This window comes from Phenylobacterium sp., assembly GCF_035309685.1.
In the GTDB taxonomy this organism is placed as follows: Bacteria; Pseudomonadota; Alphaproteobacteria; order Caulobacterales; family Caulobacteraceae; genus Phenylobacterium.
In genome coordinates, this window is the sequence record NZ_DATGEX010000064.1 from 240,556 (window position 1) to 260,535 (window position 19,980).

General features: G+C 68.5%; 20 protein-coding genes and 1 tRNA gene. 12 read left to right on the forward strand and 9 right to left on the reverse strand.

Annotated elements, in window-relative coordinates; all coding sequences use genetic code 11:
- The first annotated feature begins 51 nt into the window (after window positions 1-51).
- Window positions 52-2,331, forward strand: coding sequence for a transferrin receptor-like dimerization domain-containing protein (locus VKQ35_RS20130; protein ID WP_324364510.1), 2,280 nt, complete (start codon window positions 52-54; stop codon window positions 2,329-2,331).
- 10 nt (window positions 2,332-2,341) lie between these two features.
- Complete coding sequence (gene gph / locus VKQ35_RS20135; protein ID WP_324364511.1) at window positions 2,342-3,028, forward strand: phosphoglycolate phosphatase; 687 nt, start codon at window positions 2,342-2,344, stop codon at window positions 3,026-3,028.
- A 23-nt stretch (window positions 3,029-3,051) separates the two neighbouring features.
- On the opposite strand, the gene VKQ35_RS20140 is transcribed toward gph, so the two are convergent.
- Window positions 3,052-3,126 (reverse strand) — tRNA-Val (locus VKQ35_RS20140).
- Between the two features lie 351 nt (window positions 3,127-3,477).
- Here VKQ35_RS20140 and VKQ35_RS20145 point away from each other — a divergent pair.
- Together VKQ35_RS20145 and VKQ35_RS20150 are read left to right on the forward strand one after the other, a co-directional pair.
- Window positions 3,478-5,493 carry a redoxin domain-containing protein gene (locus VKQ35_RS20145; RefSeq protein ID WP_324364512.1) on the forward strand — a complete coding sequence of 672 codons (2,016 nt, stop codon included), beginning with the start codon at window positions 3,478-3,480 and terminating at the stop codon, window positions 5,491-5,493.
- A 78-nt stretch (window positions 5,494-5,571) separates the two neighbouring features.
- A complete protein-coding gene (locus VKQ35_RS20150; protein WP_324364513.1) occupies window positions 5,572-6,273 on the forward strand; it encodes a DUF899 family protein in 702 nt (233 codons plus the stop codon).
- Between the two features lie 7 nt (window positions 6,274-6,280).
- On the opposite strand, the gene VKQ35_RS20155 is transcribed toward VKQ35_RS20150, so the two are convergent.
- Window positions 6,281-6,928: a 2-hydroxychromene-2-carboxylate isomerase gene (locus VKQ35_RS20155; protein ID WP_324364514.1), complete on the reverse strand. Its 648-nt coding sequence runs from the start codon at window positions 6,926-6,928 to the stop codon at window positions 6,281-6,283.
- 151 nt (window positions 6,929-7,079) lie between these two features.
- Window positions 7,080-7,391: a hypothetical protein gene (locus VKQ35_RS20160; RefSeq protein WP_324364515.1), complete on the reverse strand. Its 312-nt coding sequence runs from the start codon at window positions 7,389-7,391 to the stop codon at window positions 7,080-7,082.
- 288 nt (window positions 7,392-7,679) lie between these two features.
- On the opposite strand from VKQ35_RS20160, the gene VKQ35_RS20165 reads away from it, so the two are divergent.
- Genes VKQ35_RS20165 through VKQ35_RS20180 form a run of 4 tightly spaced genes read left to right on the forward strand, consistent with a single transcriptional unit; the run spans window position 7,680 to window position 11,246 of the window.
- Entirely contained in the window at window positions 7,680-8,822 is a 1,143-nt protein-coding gene (locus tag VKQ35_RS20165; protein ID WP_324364516.1) for an ABC transporter permease, read from the forward strand.
- Window positions 8,819-9,673, forward strand: a complete 855-nt coding sequence (locus tag VKQ35_RS20170; protein ID WP_324364517.1) for an ABC transporter ATP-binding protein — start codon at window positions 8,819-8,821, stop codon at window positions 9,671-9,673. Before VKQ35_RS20165 ends, VKQ35_RS20170 begins: the two co-directional genes overlap by 4 nt.
- Window positions 9,673-10,638: an MlaD family protein gene (locus tag VKQ35_RS20175; protein WP_324364518.1), complete on the forward strand. Its 966-nt coding sequence runs from the start codon at window positions 9,673-9,675 to the stop codon at window positions 10,636-10,638. Before VKQ35_RS20170 ends, VKQ35_RS20175 begins: the two co-directional genes overlap by 1 nt.
- Window positions 10,635-11,246 carry an ABC-type transport auxiliary lipoprotein family protein gene (locus tag VKQ35_RS20180; protein ID WP_324364519.1) on the forward strand — a complete coding sequence of 204 codons (612 nt, stop codon included), beginning with the start codon at window positions 10,635-10,637 and terminating at the stop codon, window positions 11,244-11,246. The genes VKQ35_RS20175 and VKQ35_RS20180 overlap by 4 nt, the downstream gene beginning before the upstream one ends.
- Here the strand turns inward: VKQ35_RS20180 and folD are convergent.
- Genes folD through VKQ35_RS20200 form a run of 4 tightly spaced genes read right to left on the reverse strand, consistent with a single transcriptional unit; the run spans window position 11,243 to window position 14,314 of the window.
- Window positions 11,243-12,142, reverse strand: coding sequence for a bifunctional methylenetetrahydrofolate dehydrogenase/methenyltetrahydrofolate cyclohydrolase FolD (gene folD, locus VKQ35_RS20185; RefSeq protein WP_324364520.1), 900 nt, complete (start codon window positions 12,140-12,142; stop codon window positions 11,243-11,245). The two genes, VKQ35_RS20180 and folD, sit on opposite strands and share 4 nt — an antisense overlap.
- Window positions 12,143-12,180: 38 nt before the next feature.
- Window positions 12,181-12,654: an NUDIX domain-containing protein gene (locus tag VKQ35_RS20190; protein ID WP_324364521.1), complete on the reverse strand. Its 474-nt coding sequence runs from the start codon at window positions 12,652-12,654 to the stop codon at window positions 12,181-12,183.
- Complete coding sequence (locus VKQ35_RS20195; RefSeq protein WP_324364522.1) at window positions 12,654-13,685, reverse strand: S1/P1 Nuclease; 1,032 nt, start codon at window positions 13,683-13,685, stop codon at window positions 12,654-12,656. Before VKQ35_RS20195 ends, VKQ35_RS20190 begins: the two co-directional genes overlap by 1 nt.
- Window positions 13,686-13,726: 41 nt before the next feature.
- On the reverse strand, window positions 13,727-14,314 hold the full coding sequence (locus VKQ35_RS20200) for a glutathione S-transferase family protein (RefSeq protein ID WP_324364523.1): 588 nt from the start codon (window positions 14,312-14,314) through the stop codon (window positions 13,727-13,729).
- A gap of 200 nt (window positions 14,315-14,514) precedes the next feature.
- Between VKQ35_RS20200 and VKQ35_RS20205 the strand changes: the two genes are divergently transcribed.
- From VKQ35_RS20205 to VKQ35_RS20220, 4 genes are all read left to right on the forward strand, one after another.
- A complete protein-coding gene (locus VKQ35_RS20205) occupies window positions 14,515-14,994 on the forward strand; it encodes a 3D domain-containing protein (protein WP_324364524.1) in 480 nt (159 codons plus the stop codon).
- A gap of 94 nt (window positions 14,995-15,088) precedes the next feature.
- Window positions 15,089-15,655, forward strand: coding sequence for an AAA family ATPase (locus VKQ35_RS20210; protein WP_324364525.1), 567 nt, complete (start codon window positions 15,089-15,091; stop codon window positions 15,653-15,655).
- A gap of 412 nt (window positions 15,656-16,067) precedes the next feature.
- Window positions 16,068-17,333, forward strand: a complete 1,266-nt coding sequence (locus tag VKQ35_RS20215) for a hypothetical protein (RefSeq protein ID WP_324364526.1) — start codon at window positions 16,068-16,070, stop codon at window positions 17,331-17,333.
- Window positions 17,334-17,561: 228 nt separating this feature from the next.
- A complete protein-coding gene (locus tag VKQ35_RS20220; protein WP_324364527.1) occupies window positions 17,562-18,305 on the forward strand; it encodes a PEP-CTERM sorting domain-containing protein in 744 nt (247 codons plus the stop codon).
- Between the two features lie 84 nt (window positions 18,306-18,389).
- Here the strand turns inward: VKQ35_RS20220 and VKQ35_RS20225 are convergent, their stop codons facing one another.
- Window positions 18,390-19,211 (reverse strand): ferredoxin--NADP reductase, encoded by an 822-nt coding sequence (locus VKQ35_RS20225; RefSeq protein ID WP_324364528.1) that lies wholly within the window; start codon window positions 19,209-19,211, stop codon window positions 18,390-18,392.
- Between the two features lie 28 nt (window positions 19,212-19,239).
- The gene (locus VKQ35_RS20230) at window positions 19,240-19,980 is read right to left on the reverse strand and encodes a phosphoadenylyl-sulfate reductase (protein WP_324364529.1); all 741 of its coding nucleotides are present in this window, start codon (window positions 19,978-19,980) and stop codon (window positions 19,240-19,242) included.

The window sequence follows — 19,980 nt, forward strand, 5'->3', positions numbered from 1 at the left end:
CCCGGGGCGAGACAGGGGTAGCGTCCGCGCGCCTTGTCTGGGGAATCCTTCATGAAATCGCGTACCACCGTTGTCGCCCTCCTGTCCGCCTGTGCGGTCGCCGCCGTCACCTCAGCCCGGGCCGCGCCGCCGCCGGCGATGGACCGCGCGGCGATGGAGGCCAAGTTCGATTCCGCCATCGACCCGGCCGAGATGGGCCGCTGGCTGAAGGACCTGGCCTCGCAGCCGAACCATGTGGGGTCCCCCCACGACAAGGCCAACGCCGAATGGATGGCCGCCCAGTTCAAGTCCTGGGGCTGGGATACCAAGATCGAGACCTACGACGTGCTCTATCCGACCCCGATCAGCGAGGCGCTGGAGCTGGTGGGCGGCGCGGGCGCGCCGTTCAAGGCGACGCTGACCGAAAAGCCGATCCCGGGCGACGAGCCCACCTACACCAAGGACGCCTTGCCGGCCTACGTGGCGTTCCAAGGCGACGGCGATGTGACCGCGCCGCTGGTCTACGCCAACTACGGCATGCCGGAGGACTACCTGGCGCTGGAGAAGATGGGCGTCTCGGTGAAGGGCAAGATCGTCATCGCCCGCTATGGCGGCGGCTGGCGCGGCCTGAAGCCCCTGCTGGCGCAGATGCACGGGGCGGCGGGCGCGATCATCTATTCCGACCCGAAGGACGACGGCTATTCCACCGACGAGGTCTATCCGAAGGGGCCGGCGCGGCCGCCGCAGGGCTTCCAGCGCGGCTCGGTGGCCGACATGCCGATCTATCCGGGCGACGTCCTGACGCCGGGCGTCGGCGCGACCAAGGACGCCAAGCGGCTGGACCGCAAGGACGCCGTCACCATCCTGAAGATCCCCTGCCTGCCGATCGGCTACGGCGACGCCCAGGTGCTGCTCTCGGCGCTTGAGGGCCCGATCGCGCCGGCGGGCTTCCGCGGCTCGCTGCCGATCACCTACCGCGTGGGCGGCGGCGACGGGGCCAAGGTGCATCTGATGGTCAAGTCGGACTGGTCGATGAAGACCCTCTACGACGTGATCGCCACCCTGAAGGGCTCGGAAGCCCCCAACGACTGGATCGTGCGCGGCAACCACCACGACGGCTGGGTGATGGGCGCGTCCGACCCGCTGTCGGGGATGATCGCTGAACTCGCCGAAGCCAAGTCCATGGGCGCCATGGTCAAGGCCGGCTGGAAACCCAAGCGCACCATCGTCTACGCCAGCTGGGACGGCGAGGAGCCGAGCCTGCTGGGCTCGACCGAATGGGCCGAGACCCACGCCGAGGAGCTGAAGGCCAAGGGCGTCGTCTACATCAACTCCGACGGCAACGGCCGCGGCTACTTCCGCGCCGAGGGCAGCCACGCCTTCCAGCATTTCGTCAACGAAGTCAGCGCCGATGTGAAGGATCCTGAGACCGGGGTTTCGGTGCGCGACCGCGCCCGCGCCCGCCTGGCCGTGGGCCTGGCCGACGGCGGCGGCGCCGGCCGCGGCGGCGAGAACAACCCGCAGACCAAGGCCGCGGCCAACGATCCCTCCAAGGACCTGCCGATCGGCGCGCTCGGCTCCGGCTCGGACTACTCGACCTTCCTGCAGCACCTTGGCCTGCCCTCCATCGACTTCGCCTATGGCGGCGAGGGCGACAGCGGCGGCGTCTACCACTCGCTCTACGACGACTATCAGCACCACTCGACCTTCGTGGACCCGGGCTTCGTCTATGACGCGACACTGGCCAAGACCGTGGGCCGCGCGGTGATGCGGCTGGCCGACGCCGACCTGCCGGTGCAGCGCTACGCCGACTTCGCCGACACGGTGTCCACCTACCTCGACGAGGTGAAGAAGCTCGCCGACACCAAGCGCGACGAGGCCAAGACCCAGGCGCGGCTGTTGAGCAGCAACGCCTTCAAGCTGGCGGGCGACCCGACCAAGACCACGGTCAACCCGGCGGCCCTGGCCCAGTCCCCGACCTACGACTTCAAGCCGCTGGAAGCCGCGGTCGCCAAGCTGAAGACCAGCTCGGCGGCCTTCGACAGCGCGCTGGCGTCCAAGGGCGCCGGGCTCTCCAAGGCCCAGAAGGTCAAGCTGGACAATGTCGTGCGCCCGCTCGACCAGGCCATGCTGCGCCCCGAAGGCCTGCCCGGGCGGCCCTGGTACATGAATATGGTCTACGCCCCCGGCCGCTTCACCGGCTATGGCGCCAAGACCCTGCCCGGCGTGCGCGAGGCCATCGAGGAGCGCCGCTTCGCCGATGCGGAGAAGTACATCGGGATCACGGCCCAGGCGCTCGACGCCTATGCCGCCGAACTCGACAAGGCGACCGCGGTCGTAAATGGCGCCTAACGGGCCTGAGATGGCGGGGCTTTCGGGCGCCGCCATCGCCTTCGACCTGGACGGCACCCTGGTCGACACCGCCCACGACCTGATCGGCACGCTGAACTGGCTGCTCGCCGAGGAGGGGCATCCGCCCCTGCCGCTGGCGGAGGCCCGGCCGTTCATCGGCCGCGGCGCGCGCTGGATGATCGAGCGCGGTTTCCAGGCCGCCAACGCGCCCCTGCCCCCGGCCGCCGTCCAGCCGCTCTTCGAGCGCTTCATCGACCGCTACACCGGCCACATCGCCGACGAGAGCCGGCCGTTCCCGGGCTGCGTCGCCGCGCTCGAGGCCCTGAAGGCGCAGGGCGCGAAGCTGGCGGTCTGCACCAACAAGCTGACGGGCCTGTCGAACGCCCTGCTCGACGCGCTCAACATGAGCCGGCTGTTCGAGGCGGTGATCGGCTCCGACGCCACGCCGGCCATCAAGCCCGACCCGCGCCATCTTGAGACCGCCATCGCCGCGGCGGGCGGGGCCATGGACCGCGCGATCATGGTCGGCGACGCCGCCACCGACGCCGGCGCCGCGCGGGCGGCGGGCGCGCGCCTGATCCTGGTCAGCTTCGGCTACACCGAGGTCCCGGCCCGCGATCTGGCGCCCGACATCCTGATCGACCACTTCGACCAGCTGCCCGACGCCTGCGTGCGGCTGTTGGGCGCGGGAGCCTGAGATTCGAAGTTTCGGAGAGGCGATGGTGGATGCGACAGGGATTGAACCTGTGACCCCCTCGGTGTGAACGAGGTGCTCTCCCGCTGAGCTACGCATCCGCTATCCGCGAGGAGGTGGGCGTATAGCGTGGGCCCTTCCGCCCCGCAAGCCGCGAGAGCCCGATCGGACCCGCCGGCGCCGAAGTCGCGGTCGACACCCCGGCGCCTGCCTCGCTCAGCGGGCTCGTTCACACCGAGGGGGTCACAGGTTCAATCCCTGTCGCATCCACCATCCTGCTTCGCCCTGGTGGGCTTCGCAGGACAAGTCCTTCACATCGTTGGCGAAGCGGGATGCCCTCCGAAGCCTTGGCGAAGGAGGGCTCGCCTCGGCGGTCGCCCTGATTTGTGGGCGTGCCTGACTGCAAAACCATGTTATTCTCACCAAAACATGCCGTTCTGGGGAGAGCTGGGATGAGGGCCGTTCTGGGCGCCGTGGCGGTTTCCGCCATCGTTGTCGCAACCGTTGGGACCGCTTCGGGGACCGCCGCGCCGAATGGCGGCGCCTCGTCGATGACGCCGGACCACGTGAGCGACTTCCAGCTCACCGACACGACGCGAATCGGGCACCGGTTGTCCTACTACCAGTACGCCCCGGCGATCGTCCTGATGTCGCACAAGGTGGGCTCGCCCCTGTCGATCGCGGCGGCGGGCGAGCTGGCCAAGCTGCAGGCCGCCTACAAGGACAAGGGTGTCCTCTTCTACATGATCGACTCGGCCGACACGCGCGACCAGGCCGCGGCCGAGGTGGCGGCGAAGAAGCTCGAAGTCCCGATCCTGGTGGATGACCTGCAACTGGTCGGCGAGCAGATGAACATCCAGCGCGAGGGCGAGGTCTTCGTGCTGGACCCGAAGGCCGACTTCAAGGTCGCCTACCATGGACCGCTGGACGACCGCTTCAACAAGGCGGCGCCGGATACGCGCGCGCGGGCCGCGAACGCCTATGCCGCCTCGGCGATCGATGCGGTGCTCGCCCGCCAGCCCGTCGCCAATCCGCGGGTGGCGGATAAGGTCGGGCAGACCATCTCGTTCCCGAGCCGCGCGCACGCCGCCGACTTCGACAAGATCTCCTACTCGGAGACCATCGCGCCGATCCTGCAGAAGAAGTGCGTGACCTGTCACCAGAAGGGCGGCATCGGCCCGTTCCAGATGAACAGCTATGAGGTGGTCAAGGGCTTCGCGCCGATGATGCGCGAGACGGTGATGACCAAGCGCATGCCGCCGTTCTTCGCCGATCCGCACGTAGGCAAGTGGTCGAACGACACCTCGCTGACGCCGGACGAGGCCAAGACCCTGATCCACTGGATCGAGGCCGGCGCGCCGCGCGGCCAGGGCGAAGACATCCTCAAGACCCACGCCGGCGAGGCGCCGGAGTGGCCGACCCAGCTCGGCAAGCCCGACGTGATCGTCCAGTTGCCGTCGTTCAACGTGCCGGCCACCGGGGTTATCGAGTACCAGCACATGACGGTCGACAACCCGTTCAAGGGCGACGCCTGGCTGCGCGCGGTGGCCTTCCAGCCGGGCGCGCGTCCGGTGCTGCACCACATCACCTCTGGCTATTCGCCGGACCGCTCGCTGCCGCCGGCCGACATTCCGGGAAGCTCGGTGGGCTCCTACGTCCCCGGGGCCGGCATCCAGGTCTACAACGAGGGCACGGGCGCGCCGGTGCCGGCGGGCGGCAAGCTGTCGTTCTCGATGCACTACACCACCAACGGCCGGCCGATGACCGACGTGACCAAGATCGGCTACTACCTGTTGAAGACCCCGCCGGAGATCATCCGGCGCGCGGCGGTGATCTCCAATCCGATCATGGCCATCCCAGCGGGCGAGGCGCGCCACAAGGAGGTCGCCTACCTCGAATTCCCGGCCGACGCCCTGCTCTACAGCGTCCACCCGCACGCCCACTACCGCGGCTATGCGGTCGAGCTGACGCAGATCACGCCAGACGGCAAGGAGACGCCGATCCTGTCGGTGCCGAAGTACGACTTCAACTGGCAGCTCGACTACGACCTGGCCGAGCCGCTGCTGGTCAAGAAGGGCACGAAGCTGCGCGTGAAGTGGATCTACGACAACTCCGCGCACAATCCGGCCAATCCTGACCCGAAGCTCAACGTCACCTGGGGCGAGCAGACCTGGAACGAGATGATGTACTTCCGGGTCAACTACCGCTGGGTGGACGAGACCAGCCACCATGTCCGCAACGACCTGCAGGCCAAGCTGATGGAGTCGCGGATCATCGGCTTCCTGGACGAGAACGCCGACGGCAAGCTGCAGCCTTCCGAGCTCAAGGGGCCCTACGCGGTGCTGAAGAGCCGGTTCGCCGAACTCGACCTGAACCACGACGGCGGACTCGATCTGCAGGAACTGGCCGCGGCCGGCATGACGCGCGGCGCCGCCAAGCGCCTGGCGGAGACCGACGTCGAGCAGTAGGCGGGGAATAGTTTTCCACCTGGTGTACCTTTTCCGGCGCCGGAGGGTTATGCTCCGGCGCCCGGAGGAGCCGCACCCATGGACGCCAAGACCGAGACCCTGACACCGGCCGCCGAGCTTGCCGCGCGCGGGCCGGTGCGTTTCCCCAACGAGAGCGCCGAATATCGCGCCGCGCGAACCGCGCTGCTTGAGGAGGAATATGAGCTACGCCGCCATCTGGCGCGGGTCGCCGCCCTGCGCCGCGGCCTGCCTCCGGGCGGCGAGGTGAAGGGCGACTACCGATTCATGGGCGAGGCCGGCGCGCGCGATTTCGCGGGGCTGTTCGGCGATAAGGACACCCTGATCCTCTACAGCTTCATGTTCGGGCCGCAACGGGAGCGGCCCTGCCCCATGTGCACCAACCTGCTGGGCCCGCTCGCCGCCAACGCGCAGGACCTCGAGCAGAAGGTCGCCTTGGGCGTGGTGGCGAGATCGCCGGTCGAGCGGCTGATCGCCTTCAAGCAGGAACGCGGCTGGCAGGGTCTGAAGGTCTATCAGGACCTCAACGACGCCTATTCGACGGACTATCACGGCCTGTTGCCGGAGGGCTCGGAGATCCCCGCGATCAACGTCTTCACGCGACGCGACGGGACGATCCGCCACTTCTGGTCCGGCGAGATGACCGAGGGCGACCCCGGCCAGGACCCGCGCGGCGCGCCGGATCCTGCGCCTCTGTGGAATTTCCTGGACATGACCCCAGAGGGACGCGGCGCGGACTGGTATCCGAAGCTGACCTATTGAAGCGCGGCTAGCGGCGCTGAAGGCCCTGCTGCTCTAGGCGCCATTTGAGCTGATCGAAGCGGTCCTGACCGAAGAAGGCCTCGCCGTTGAAGGTCATCATCGGTACGCCCCAATGGCCGGCGGCGCGCTGAGCGAGCTGATTGGCCTCAACCGCCGCGGCGAAGGCCGCCGGATCGGCGTCGACCGCGGCGGCCATCCCGGCGAAATCCAGTCCCGCGCGTGCGGCCGCCTGGGCCAGGTGATCGCCCTCGTGCCAGTTGTCGGTCCCGCCGTCCCAGATCGTGCGGCTAACCTCATCGAGGAAGGCCAGGCCCCGGCCGCGCTGCACGGCCGCCACGCCCAGGTGAGTGAGGCGGTGGATGTAAGGCTGCCGCATTCGGTAGCCCTCGCCCTCCGAGCGCTGCACCGGGTCGGGCCGGGGCCAGCGGAACGGCAGGCCCAGGAACGCCGCCTCGCGGAACACGTCGGTCATGAAGTAGCGGATCCACAGGGGATCCTGCTGCTCGAAGAACTCCGGCGTGCGCACCGCCAGCGGATAGACCGGCCGCACGTTGCAGGCGACGTCGTAGTCGCGCTCCAGCGCCGCCAATCGCCCCGTCACCATGTAGGAATAGGGCGAGCGGAAGGACCAGTAGAGGTCGTAGCTGAGCGTCATCGGCAGGTCCCCGGCCAGGAGCCCTTCCCGCTCATGATGAATCATCGTGAGCGGACGAGAAGGGCTCCCGAAATAGGCGACGACCCTGTTCTTCCCCGGCTGACGAGTCAGCCGGGACAGGGTCTAGGGCCGAAGCTCTACCACAGCGCCGCTAGCCGTTCATCGGCGGCTGGTGCTCGGCGATCAGGTCCACCCGCTCGGCCTCGCGCACCGCGCGGGTGACGTTGAGCCGGGTGAGGATCGCGGCGTCGCGATAGGTCTCGCGCGCCTTCTCCAGCGTCTTGCGCCAGCTCTGGGCGGCGAGGTTGTCGGTCTCGCCGGCGTAGACGACGGTCGCGCCCTCCTTGGTCAGGCGGGCGATGACGAAATTGGCTCCCGCCGGCGGCAGGAAGCGGTCCTCCTCGAAGGAGATGTAGCGGTAGCGGGCGCCGGACTTGCCGGCGAGTTCAAATTGGCGGGACAACGATACTCTCCACCCCTGGACACTGCGGTCTTCGGCGCGCCCGGGTGATCCGGTGGGCGACCGGGCGCCACTGTCGGCTGCGGGCTTGACCAAAAATGGGCTCAGCTTGACCATAAGGACGCCTCCCGGCTCAGAACGGCCGGAAGCTGGCCAAATGCGGAACAACCTGCGCCGTAAGACGTTCGGGCGGTTGCGCCGTCTCTGTTAGGGTCACATCTCCCTTTGGAGCGCGACTCGAAAGTCGCCGCCCCTGAGATAAAGACGCTCGATAACGGAGCCCGCCTGACTGTGGAGACGACGGCCGAATTCAGCGTCAGGACCGCCGGCGAGCGCCCGACCGTCGCCCTGACCGGCGACTGGACGGCCAACAGCCTGGGCGATGCGCCGGCCAGGCTGGCGCAAGCCCTGGGTTCGCAGAGTGGAAACGCGCGGGGCCAGGTGGGCGTCGATATCCGCAAGGTGCGCCGCCTCGACACCGCCGGCGCCTACGCCCTGATCCGGGCCCTCCCCGAGCATTTCGACCTGAAGACCGTCCAGTCGCGCCCCGAAAGCGCGCGCCTCCTGGAGCTGGTCGGCGCGGCGGTGCATGTCGAGCCGGTCAGCACGGCTCCCCCTCGCGGCTTCCACGAAATGACCGTGCGGATCGGCAAGGGGGTGATGAACATCGGCTACGAGTGGCTCGACACCCTGGCCTTCCTGGGTCACCTGCTGGTCGTCGTCGCGCGGTCTGCCGTCTACCTGTTCACCAACCCCAAGCGGATCCGCTGGGCGGCGATCTTCTCGCTGGCCGAACGCGCGGGCCTGGACGCCATCCCGATCGTCGCGGTCACCTCGTTCTTCATCGGCGCCGTCGTGGGCCTCCTGGGCGCCAACATGCTGAGCCAGTTCGGGGCCCAGGTGTTCGCCGTCGAACTGATCGGCATCGCGGTGCTGCGCGAGTTCAACATCATCATCACCGCGGTGCTGCTGGCCGGCCGCTCGGCCTCCAGCTTCGCCGCAGAGCTCGGCTCGATGAAGATGAACCAGGAGATCGACGCCATGCAGGTGATGGGGGTCGACCCGTTCGAGGCCCTGGTCCTGCCGCGCTTCGTGGCGCTGCTCGCCACCATCCCGCTGTTGACCTTCGTCGCCACCCTGTCCGGCCTGCTGGGCGGCATGGTGGTGGTCTGGAGCGTGCTGGACCTGGGGCCGACGTTCTTCCTGCAGCGCATCGTCGACAACGTCGGCGCCGTGCACTTCTGGGTCGGCATGTCCAAGGGCCCGGTGATGGCCGCGGTGATCGCCGGCATCGGCTGCCGCCAGGGCCTGGAAGTCGGCGGCGACGTGGAATCGCTGGGCCGGCGGGTGACGGCGGCGGTGGTCCACGCCATCTTCGCGATCATCATGATCGACGCGGCGTTCGCGCTGCTGTTCATGAAGCTGAACATATGACCGAGAGCGCACCCCCTCACGCCGTCCCCCCCGAAGAGGTGGACGAGGACACCCTCACCGACGATCAGCTGCTCGACACGCAGGGGCCGGCGGTGGAGGTGCGCGGCCTGGTCTCGCGGTTCGGCGACAATGTGGTCCACGACGGCCTGGACATCACCGCCCAGCGCGGCGAGGTGCTGGGCGTGGTCGGCGGCTCAGGCGCCGGCAAGTCGGTGCTGCTCAACACCATCATCGGCCTGCGCAATCCGCAGGCGGGCACGGTGCGGGTCTTCGGCCAGGACATCGAGCGCGCCTCGCGGCGCCGCTGGACGGCCATCGAGCGGCTCTGGGGCGTGCTCTTCCAGCAGGGCGCGCTGTTCTCCAACCTGACGGTGCGCGAGAACGTGGCCGCCCCGATGTTCGAGCACACGACGCTGACGCGCAAAGAGATCTACGACCTTTCGGACCTGAAGATCGCCCTGGTGGGCCTCGGCCCTGAATCCGGCGACCTGAAGCCAGCGGAACTTTCCGGCGGCATGCGCAAGCGGGCGGGTCTGGCGCGCGCCCTGGCGCTCGACCCCGAGCTCCTGTTCCTCGACGAGCCGACCGCCGGCCTCGACCCGATCAGCGCGGCGGCCTTCGACGAACTGATCAAGGACCTGTCGGACAGCCTGGACCTGACGGTGTTCATGATCACCCACGACCTCGACACGCTCTACGAGATCACCGACCGCGTCGCCGTGATCGCCGACAAGAAGGTGGTCGCCACCGCGCCGGTCCGCGAGCTCGAACACAACAAACATCCCTGGATCCAGGAGTATTTCCTGGGCCCCCGCGGCCGGGCCGCGGCTAAGGTGAAGACGGAAGCCTGATGGAAAAGAACGCCAATTACGCCCTGGTGGGCCTGTCCTCGCTGATCCTCTTCGTTGGCCTGGTGATCTTCGTCGTCTGGCTGGCCCGGGTCTCGTTCTCCCAGGAGTACGACCTTTACGACATTGTCTTCGACGGGCCGGTGCGCGGCCTGAACCAGGGCGGCGAGGTTCACTTCAACGGCATCAAGGTCGGCGAGGTCACCAAGATCGCGCTGGACCGCACCAATCCCAGCCGGGTGATCGCGCGTGCGCGCGTGACCTCCGACGTGCCGATCCGCGTCGACAGCTACGCGACGCTGGAGCCGCAGGGGATCACCGGGGTCAACTACATCCAGATCACCGCCGGCACGCCGTCCAAGCCGCTGCTGAAGGTGGTCGAGAAGGCCAAGTGCCAGTCGAACGGCCTCAACGGCCCCTGCATCCCGATCCTGAGAAGCCAGCGCAGCGCGCTCTCCGACCTGCTGGAAGGCGGCGGGACGGTGCTGACCCGGACCATCGAGGCGCTGGACCGGGTGAACCGCGTGCTCTCCGACAAGAACATCCAGACCTTCTCGGCCACGCTCTCCGACGCCCAGGCGGTCACCGCCGAGATCCGCGAGCGCAAGGAGATCATCGGCGACGCCCAGAAGCTGATCCAGGACCTGGACACCGCGACCCAGCACGCCGACGGCATCCTGAAGTCGACGCAAGGGCTGGTGGACGGCGACGGCAAGCGCAGCCTGAAGAGCATCGCCGACGCCGCCGACGAGGCCAAGGGCGCGGCTCACGACCTACGCGGCATGATCGACAAGCTGCAGGGCCCGACCGCCGACTTCGCGAACAACGGCCTGCCGCAGATCACCTCGGCGATCGTCGAGCTGCAGAAGGCGGCCGAGTCCCTCCAGCGCCTGGTCAACGAGATCCAGCGCAGTCCCACCGGAGCGCTGGGCAAGGGCTCCGCGGAAGAAGTGAAGGTGAAGCCATGATCCGCCCCATTCTTCGCCTGGCTGCGATCGCGGTCTGCGCCGCGGCGCTTTCCGGCTGCATCTCGCTGTTGCCCAAGAGCAAGCCGGCGCAACTCTACCGCTTCTATGCGCCCGCGGCGGCCACGCCGGCGCCGTCGCGGCCGGCCAGCGCCGTGGCGGTCTTCCAGACCAACGGCACGTTCCAGGAGGAGGCCTCCGACGACCGCATCCTGACCATGACCGGCGGCAGGGCGGCCTATATCGCCGAGAGCCGCTGGGTCGCTCCGGCCGACATCCTGTTCGACGAGGCGGTGGCGAAGGCTTTCGACGCCAGCCCGATCCGCCTGATCGCCCGCGGCCAGCAGGGCCGTTCGGCCTATGCGCTCAGGGTCGACGTGCGCACCTTCGAGACCCGCTACGACCACGGCGAGAAGGCGGCTCCGACCGTCATCGTCCGCGTCCACGCCGCCCTGACCCGCGCCGATCAGAGCGGGGTCGGCGAAGATGAGTTCGAAGCCCGGGTCCCGGCCTCCGACAACCGCGTGAGCGCCATCGTCGCGGCCTACAACACCGCCGTCGGCGACGTGGTCGGCAAGATCGTCAGCTGGACGGAGAAGAGCGCGACCTAGGCCAGCCCCGCCTGCATCTTCGCCGCCGTGACCGTGTTCTGCAGCAGGACAGCCACGGTCATCGGCCCGACGCCGCCCGGCGCGGGCGTGAGCCAGCCGGCCACCCGGCTCGCCTGTTTGAAGTCGACGTCGCCTACGACCTTGGTGCGGCCCTCGGCGGCCTTGATCGGATCGTCGAAAGGGACGCGGTTGATGCCGACGTCGATCACCGCGGCGCCCGGCTTGATCCAGTCGCCCTTGATCATCCGCGGCCGGCCGACGGCGGCCACCAGGATGTCGGCCTCGCGGCAGACGGCCGGCAGGTCGGCGGTGCGGGAGTGGGCGATGGTCACGGTGCAGTCGGCCTGCAGCAGCAGCTGGGCGATCGGGCGGCCGACCAGCACGGACCGGCCGACGACAACGGCGCGCTTGCCGGTCAGGTCGCCCAACACGTCGCGCAGCAGGATCATGCAGCCCATGGGCGTGCAGGGCACGAGCGCGGGCAGGCCGCTGGCCAGCCGCCCGGCGTTGGCCACCGTCAGGCCATCGACGTCCTTGTCGGGGTTCAGCATGGCCAGCACCGGCTTCTCGTCCAGATGCTTGGGGAGCGGCAGCTGCACCAGGATGCCGTGGATCAGCGGGTCGACGTTGAGCTCGGCGACCAGGCGCTCCAGTTCGGCCTGGGTGGTGTCTTCCGGCAGGCGGTGGGTGACCGAGTGCATGCCCGCAGCCAGCGACTGCTCGCCCTTGGAGCGGACATAGATCTGGCTGGCGGGGTCGTCGCCGACCAGCACCACCGCCAGGCCCGGCTGCAGGCCGTGGTCGCGCTTCAGCGCCGCCACCTGCTCGGCGACCTTCTCGCGCAGGCGCTCGGCGTAGACCTTGCCGTCGATGAGCTGGGCGGACGACTCGGACACGGTGACGGCCTCCTGGAATTGGCGCACCGACTAGCGGGTCAGGCGCGCGCGCGCAAACGCAACCATGCCGCCAGCGCCCAGGCGTGGGACTCGCGGTCGAGCGCGAGCAGCGCGTCCTGCGGCGTCATCCATTCGAGCGCGTGGTCGTCCTCCACCTTCAGCTGCGGCGCCTCGGCGGTGACATGGGCCGCGAAGAAGACGCCGCGGGTGTTCACCCGGCTGTCGTCCTCGTTGGTGAAATAATGGTCGGCGCGGGCGACCTCGGCGTCGACGGCGATCTGCAAGCCCACTTCCTCGCCGCACTCGCGCGCCGCGGCCTGCGCCGCCGTCTCGCCGGGATCGAGGCCGCCGCCCGGCAGGTCGAGGCGTCCGCCGCCGGCCGCGAAACTGACCCGGGCCACCGCGATCTGGCCGTCGCGCTCGACGATGGCGAAGGCCGCTGGCCGGTCCGGATAGGCGCGGCCCGGCGCAGGCTGGCCGAACTGCGGGACGATCCTGCCCGCGGCCGGCATCAGTCGATCGCGTAGAAGGCGTTGTAGGGGTCGGTCTTGCCCGAGAGGATGTCGGCCAGCGGAATCGGGCGCCAGCCCACGGTCTGCTTGTCGGCGCCCTGCCAGGCCATGACGAGCAGGTCTCTCAGTTCCGAGGCGCCGATCGCGATCTGCCGGGTCGCGAAGGCCGCGCCGCGCGGATCGCCGGGCTTGAGGCCGCCGGCCTTTTCCAGCTCATAGAGCGGGACCACCTGGGCGCCTGTGGCGGCGAGGTAGGCCCCGACCTGTGCGATGTCGAGCCCACCGGCGTTGACGCGCAGCGGCGCCATCGCCTTGTCTACGTCGGCCTGGGTGACCGACAGGCGCACCAGGGCGCCCTCGAAGTCGCTGTGGAACGTCCGCGAGGTGGAGTAGCCGCCCGGGTTGGGATAGTCGCCCCAGCCGTTAAAGTGGACGCTGACGTGCAGCGGCTGACTGCCGTCGCCGACGAAGTGCGACAGGTAGCCGATATCGATCAGGATCTGCTGCTCGCGCCGCACGCGGTCGGCGGTGAAGAACGCCTTGTGCGCGGCCCAGGCCGGGTTCGATTCGGCGAACTTCAGCGCTTTCCAGTAGGCGAAGTCCTGCATCACCTGCTGGTAGTCCTCAAGGATGCTGTAGGGCAGGTAGCCGGCCTTCCAGCTGTCGGCGCCCACCGCCTGCAGGGCCTTTTCATAGTCCTGGCGCGTGGGCGGGAGCGCGGTGGCCTTGGGACCGCCGAGCGCGGTCCCGTCGTCGTTCATGTCGAAGAAATGGCCCTGGTCGCGGTCGCTGTCGAAGGCCTTGCCGGCGCGCTTGATGCGGTCGGGCTCCCGCGAATATTCGCCGACGTCGACAATGGCCTGCGGGGCCTTCAGGAAAGCCGGCAGGTCCGCCGGCAGGGCCTTCATGGCGCCAACCCCGATCATCCGGTGCCCGGAGCCGCCCCAGGCGAACACCGAACTCGGGGTCAGAGCCGTGGCGAGAGCAGCGCAAAGCGAGGCGACGGAGGCGATGGGCGCAAGGCGTTTCATGCCCGACGGTTTGTCGCCTCCCCCGACCGAAGGCAAGGGCCTCAGTCGCGGATATTCAGCGCCTGCTCGACGCGACCGACCCAGGCCTGCACGAGGGGATAGTCGGCCAGGTTGAACTGACCCTCGTGGGCGACCCGGGTGTAGGCGACCAGCGCCACGTCGGCCAGGCTCACCGCCTCGCCGACCAGGAAGGCGCCGCCGCCGGCCAGCCCGTCCTCCATCCGCTGCAAGGCCGCGCGGCCGCGCGGCATGACCTTGGGGTCGAGATCGGCCTGGGTCTTGCCGAGATAGGCGAGCTGGAAGCGCGCCACGGCGATGTAGGGCTCGTGGCTGTACTGCTCCCAGAACATCCACTCGAGCATCCTGGCCCGGTCGTAGGCGTCAGCCGGGATCAGGGCCGAGCCCTCCGCCAGGTGCAGGATGATGGCGTTGGACTGAGCCAGCGGGCGACCGTCGGCCAGCACCACCATGGGGACCTGACCGGCCGGATTGAGCGCCAGGAACTCCGGCGTCCGCGTTTCGGCGGCGATCACGCTGGTCTCGATCCAGTCGTAGGCAAGGCCCAATGAGTCGCAGACCCATTTCACCTTCAGGCAGTTGCCCGAGATGGAATCCCCATAGATTTTCATGAATACCTCGCCCCAAAAGCCCACCGGAAACCCAGGTGGATATGGCGGATTTCGCCTGTGGAGCGCAAACGATCTGAACTCCACGGCGCTGTTAGTTCTACTGACAGGTCGCCGCGCCGCACCCGTTCCGGGGTTGGCAGCCCTGACCGCCCCGGCTACAAACCCGGTCGCACCAGTTCAACGACGAAGGAGGAGCCGTCTTGCGACGCCGCCTCGCCGCCCTGGCACTCTTGCCCCTGATCTTCGCAGCCTCCGGCGCTCAAGCTGCGCCCGCCGACCCTGTGGGCGACCTGATCATGTCGGTGGTCACCGGCGCCCTGCCCTCGGGCCCTGGCTGGAATCTAAAGGCGACGCTCTATCACGCCGGCGCCAAGGGCGTGGGCGCGCTGGACGCTCTGGGCTGCAAGGTCGTGGCCATGCGCACCGTCGCCGTCGACAAGAACCTGATCCCGCGGCACAGCGTGCTGTTCATCAAGGAAACCGTCGGCCTGAAGATGCCGGACGGCTCGACACACGACGGCTACTGGTACGCATCTGACGCCGGCAGCGCGATCAAGGGCAAGCGGATCGACCTCTACACCGGCGCCACGGCCCGCTCGATGGCGGCGACCAAGGGCCTGGACCTCTCCAGCCTGACGGCCATCAAGGTCGGCGACTTCCAAGGCTGCCCGCCCGGCTAGCCATTCCGGGCTGAAGCCTCCGGCTCACCCGACAAATCCCCCGGACCGCGAACCGCCGACTTCCCGGCGCACCTCAGCATGTCTGGAGAACAGCTTGATCCATAAACCTAACTTCTTCGTCTTCACCGGCGGCCCCGGGGTCGGCAAGACCTCGCTGCTGCGCCACCTGCAGGCCATGGGCGAGACCGTCGTCGAGGAGACCCACCGCGCCGTCATCGCCGAGCAGGCGGCCGCGGGAGGCCGCGCGCTCCCCTGGGACGACTTCGCCGCCTATTGCGCGCTTTGCGTGCGGCGCGACATCGGCAAGTTCGACGCTCTGGTTGAGGCGACGGGGGCAGATGCGACCGGGCGCGTGTTTTTCGACCGGAGCCTCCTCGACGGCTTCGATCCGAGATGGGCCGCCCCGGCGGACCTGGCGGCGGCGGCCCGGGACCGGCGCTACAATCGCCGCGTCTTCGTCTTCCCGCCCTGGCGCGAGATCTACGAGACCGATGCCGAGCGGCGCCAGGACTGGGCGGAAGCGGAGGCCACCTTTCCCCGGATCCTCGAGGTCGTGGCCCGCTTCGACTATGAGCCGCTGGTCGTGCCCCACGGCAGCCTCGACGAGCGCGCCGCCTTCGTGCTGGCAGAGGCCGCTCGGGCTCTGGCCGCCCCACGCTAGGATCGGGTTCGCATAACGCACTACCTGAGGTGGTCTCACCCTCCGGAGCTGTCGGCAAGGGGCGGCGCGCCGCGCGATGAGCTCTGCGGCGGCCGTCAAGGCACGCCGCCGGAACGCCGGCGCGTCGATCCATAAGTTTGATATAAAATACTTTTGCCGGTCGCCGCCGCGCTCATCGCCGCGCCAGCCGGGCCGGATCGGACAGCGCCCGGATGATTTGCGGCGACGGACTGAACAAGTTGATCGCCCTTAACGATCCAACAACCTTGGCGGGCTTTTCTAGGCCCTGCGCCGGCTCAGGCTCGCGCGGCGGGCGCAGAAGGGCCTGCCCTAAGGCTCTTCAAGGCGCCGAGGCGGACTCCGGCTCCTGCACGGCCGACACATTTTGAATGTTGCTGTGCCAAGGACGCCGATGCCCTACGACCTCAGGACCCTGATCTCCGCCACCGGTCCCACCGAGTTTTCGACCGTCGCGCCGGTCGCCAGCCTGGGCGTCGCCGCGCTTGGCCGCCTCGTGTTCGAAGGCGCTGGGCTGCAGGAAGTCTGGGACCGACTGATCGCCCGCGTCAGCGCCAACGAGGCCGACTACGGCGCCCTGCTCGACCTCTCGACCCTGGTGCAGATGACCGGCAGCCGCGAAAAGGGTCTGGAGCTGCAGGCCGCCGCCATCGCCGGCCAGCGCTGCTATCGCACCCGCCATGGCGACGGGCGGCTCAAGGTGCTGGCCTTCATGACCGCCGGCGATCTGATGACCAACACGCCGATCGACTTCCTGCTGGAAGGCTCCGACGTCGAACTGACCGTCTATTTCGTGGATGGCGCGCTCCCTTCGCCGTCGCAGGTTCCCGAGCACGACGTGGCCTTCCTGGCGATCGGCCAATCCGACGACGGATCCAAGGCGCTCGCGGCGCTCGGCGCCGAGCCCTTCGCGGCCTGGCCCCGGCCAGTGATCAACAGCCGGCCGCAGCTGATCGCCGCGCTCAGCCGCGACGGCGTCGCCGACACCTTCGCCGGCCATCCGACGCTGATCTGCCCCGCCACACGCCGCGCCCCGCGCGCCGCCCTCGAAGGCGTCGTCAGCGGCGCGTCGGAGCTTTCCGCCCTGCACGCCGACCTGAGGTTCCCGGTCATCGTCCGGCCGCTCGGCTCCCACGCCGGCGCCGGTCTGCAGAAGCTCGCCTCGCGGGCCGAGCTGGGCGCCTATCTCGCCGAGCATGCCCAGGCGGAGTTCTTCGTGGCGGCTTTCTTCGACTATCGGGGCGCCGACGGCCGGTTCCGCAAGCTGCGCGTGGTGTTCGTGGGCGGTCAGCCCTTCGTCAGTCACATGGCGGTCTCCGAACGCTGGATGGTGCACTACCTGAATGCCGATATGGGCCAGGCCGCCAATCGCGCCGAGGAAGCCGAGGTCATGGAGACCTTCGACACCGGCTTCGCCCTGCGGCATCGCGCCGCGTTCGAAGCGCTGAACCAGACGCTCGGCCTCGATTATTTCGGCATCGATTGCGCCGAGACCCAGGACGGGCGGCTGCTGGTCTTCGAGACCGACGTGGCGATGATCGTCCACGCCATGGATTCGGCCGAGCTCTACCCCTACAAGAAGCCGGCAATGGCCAAGCTTTTCAACGGCTTCGTCGCCGCCCTCGGCGCCGCGGCGGGCCAGAGCCGACTGGCCGCCTAGGGCCGAGAAACGCTGCTGAACAGCTCCCTGCCCGGCGCGAATTCGCCGGTCGCCCGCCGCTATGCGTTCTTGTCCCCAAGGACTCCCCTCTTAGGCGAGTCCCGTTGCTTAAGCTTAACGGCATGCTAACGCTGTAAATTGAAGTCGCCTCCGTGCGCGTCGGCATGTCCAATGCAGGGGCTGAGGCGAATGGGCATGGGGGCCCAGTACATGTTCAGGAGTGACACAATGCGTATGCGTGGGATCAAGGCCCTGGCCGCGGCGGCGAGCCTTGGTGTGATGGCGATGGCGGGGCAGGCTTCGGCCACCCAGACCTTCACCTTGGTCAGCTCGTCGATGGATCAGTCGTACACGGCGCTCGTCACTGCTCCGGCCAACGGCAGCTACGGCGCCATCAACGAATATGTCTATGACGGCCCACTCACCTTCACGGTGTCCGGCTATCCGGGCGGCGCCACCTCCCTCTTCGGCTTCTGCATCGACCTCTACCACGACATGAACCTGGGCAATCTGGGCTGGACCTATACGACCAACCAGCCTGACGGCGGTGGCTTGATCCCGAACGCGCCGCAGACGCTTAGCGCCGACCAAACGAAGACCATCACCGACCTGGTGGACACCGGCTGGATCATGGAGATGCAGGGGACCGCTCCTGATCTCGCGGCTCAGGAAGCCGCGATCCAGGCGGCGATCTGGAACGTCGAGGTGCCGGGTTCGGTCAGCAATTTCAATTCGGGCCTGGTCGCCAGCTACTACGATACCTACGCGAACGGCCCTTCCTCCTCGTGGAACCTCGCCGACGCCAACGACAGGGTGTTCACGATCTCCAACGGCGGCAATCAGTCGTTCGCCATCGGCTGGCCGATCGCCGGCGTGCCGGAGCCGACCAGCTGGGCTCTGATGCTCACCGGCTTCCTCGGCATGGGCACGATGCTCCGCCGTCAGCGTAAGACCGTGGCGGCCACCGCCTAAGCTTCGGCGTCAGCCTGAACAACAGAAACCCCGGCGCTCCGCAGCGCCGGGGTTTTTCTTTGTCCGGAGGTCTGGCGGCCGGCCTCAGGTCTCGACGAAGGCGCGTTCCAGGACGAAGTCGCCGGGCTGGGCGATGGAGCCTTCCTCGTAGCCGAGGTCGAGGAGCTGCTGCTTCAGGTCGGCCAGCACCGAGGGGCCGCCGCACAGCATCACCCGGTCCACCGCCTTGTCGAAGGCGGGCAGGCCAAGATCGCGGAACAGCTGGCCCGACGCGATCAGGTCGGTGATCCGCCCCTGGGTCTTGAACGGCTCGCGCGTCACCGTCGGGTAGTAGCGCAGCTTCGGCCCGATCAGCTCGCCCAGGATTTCGTCGTGGGCCAGGTCATGGCCCAGCAGCTCGGCGTAGTTGAGGTCGGCGACCTCGCGCACCGTGTGGGTGACGATCACATCGTCGAAGCGCTCATAGACGTCCGGGTCGCGCGCCAGCGACAGCCAGGGCGCAAGCCCGGTGCCGGTGCCCAGCATCCACAGCCGTTTGCCCGGCTTCAGCCCATCAAGAACGAGCGTGCCGGTGGGCTTGCGGCCGATCAGCACCTCGTCGCCGACCTTGAGGTGCTGCAGGCGCGAGGTCAGCGGCCCGTCCGGCACCTTGATCGAATAGAACTCCAGCTCCTCGTGCCAGGCGGGCGAGGCGATGGAATAGGCGCGCACCAGCGGCTTGCCGTCCTCCTTCGTCAGGCCGACCATGACGAACTGGCCGCTGGCGAAGCGAAGCGCCGGATCGCGGGTCGTGCGGAACGAGAACAGGCTCTCGGTCCAATGCTGGACCCAGGTCACGGTCTCGACGAAGAAAGCGCCGCCTGCCTTCACAGGCGCGGCCACTGGAGCGAAAGCAACGTCATTCATCGGGGTGTCTACACTCTTTCAGGCGGCGTCAAATGTCGCCGCCGACATTGGGCGCGGCGCCCGGGGCGCGGGCGACATGGATGCCGCACTCGGTCTTGTCCTGCCCCGCCCAGCGGCCGGCGCGGACGTCCTGACCGTCTTCCACCGGCTGGGTGCAGGGCCAGCAGCCGATCGAGGGGAAGCCCTGGGCCACCAGCGGGTGCGCCGGCAGCGCATATTCCGCCATGTAGGCGTCGAGGTCCTCCTTGGCCCAGTTGGCCAGAGGATTGAACTTCAGTTGGTGATCGGCCTGCTCCACCACCGGCAGCGACAGCCGCGCCCCGCCGTGGAACCGCTTGCGGCCGGTGATCCAGCCGTCGAAGCCGGCCAGCGCCTTGTCCAGGGGGATCACCTTGCGGATCTCACAGCAGGCGTCGGTGTCGGTCTGCCAGAGCTTCGCGGCAGGGTCGCCGGTGGCCAGGTCCTGGTAGGCCGGGCGCAGATCGCGCACGTCGGTCAGGCCCAAGAGCGCCGCCAGCTGACGGCGGTAGTCGAGCGTCTGGCCGAACAGCATGCCGGTATCCAGGAACAGCACCGGCATGTCGGGCTTCACCTTGGAGACCAGGTGCAGCAGCACCGCCGATTCCGCCCCGAAGGACGAGACCAGCGCCAGCCTGTCGCCGAAGGTCGCGACGGCCTCCTCGATCACCGTCCGCGGGTGCGCATGGCGCAATTCCGCGTCCAGACGCGGCGCGAGCGTCTGATGCCAGTCGCTGTGATCGTAGGCCAA

Coding starts and splice junctions, on each gene's coding strand:
- VKQ35_RS20190 (WP_324364521.1), bottom strand. CDS start 12,654: ATGCCGGCCGCGGGCAGGATCGTCCCGCAGTTCGGCCAGCCTGCGCCG.
- VKQ35_RS20220 (WP_324364527.1), top strand. CDS start 17,562: ATGCGTATGCGTGGGATCAAGGCCCTGGCCGCGGCGGCGAGCCTTGGT.
- VKQ35_RS20215 (WP_324364526.1), top strand. CDS start 16,068: ATGCCCTACGACCTCAGGACCCTGATCTCCGCCACCGGTCCCACCGAG.
- VKQ35_RS20170 (WP_324364517.1), top strand. CDS start 8,819: ATGACCGAGAGCGCACCCCCTCACGCCGTCCCCCCCGAAGAGGTGGAC.
- gph (WP_324364511.1), top strand. CDS start 2,342: ATGGCGGGGCTTTCGGGCGCCGCCATCGCCTTCGACCTGGACGGCACC.
- VKQ35_RS20200 (WP_324364523.1), bottom strand. CDS start 14,314: ATGAAAATCTATGGGGATTCCATCTCGGGCAACTGCCTGAAGGTGAAA.
- VKQ35_RS20175 (WP_324364518.1), top strand. CDS start 9,673: ATGGAAAAGAACGCCAATTACGCCCTGGTGGGCCTGTCCTCGCTGATC.
- VKQ35_RS20150 (WP_324364513.1), top strand. CDS start 5,572: ATGGACGCCAAGACCGAGACCCTGACACCGGCCGCCGAGCTTGCCGCG.
- VKQ35_RS20155 (WP_324364514.1), bottom strand. CDS start 6,928: ATGACGCTCAGCTACGACCTCTACTGGTCCTTCCGCTCGCCCTATTCC.
- VKQ35_RS20225 (WP_324364528.1), bottom strand. CDS start 19,211: ATGAATGACGTTGCTTTCGCTCCAGTGGCCGCGCCTGTGAAGGCAGGC.
- VKQ35_RS20145 (WP_324364512.1), top strand. CDS start 3,478: ATGAGGGCCGTTCTGGGCGCCGTGGCGGTTTCCGCCATCGTTGTCGCA.
- VKQ35_RS20130 (WP_324364510.1), top strand. CDS start 52: ATGAAATCGCGTACCACCGTTGTCGCCCTCCTGTCCGCCTGTGCGGTC.
- VKQ35_RS20195 (WP_324364522.1), bottom strand. CDS start 13,685: ATGAAACGCCTTGCGCCCATCGCCTCCGTCGCCTCGCTTTGCGCTGCT.
- VKQ35_RS20180 (WP_324364519.1), top strand. CDS start 10,635: ATGATCCGCCCCATTCTTCGCCTGGCTGCGATCGCGGTCTGCGCCGCG.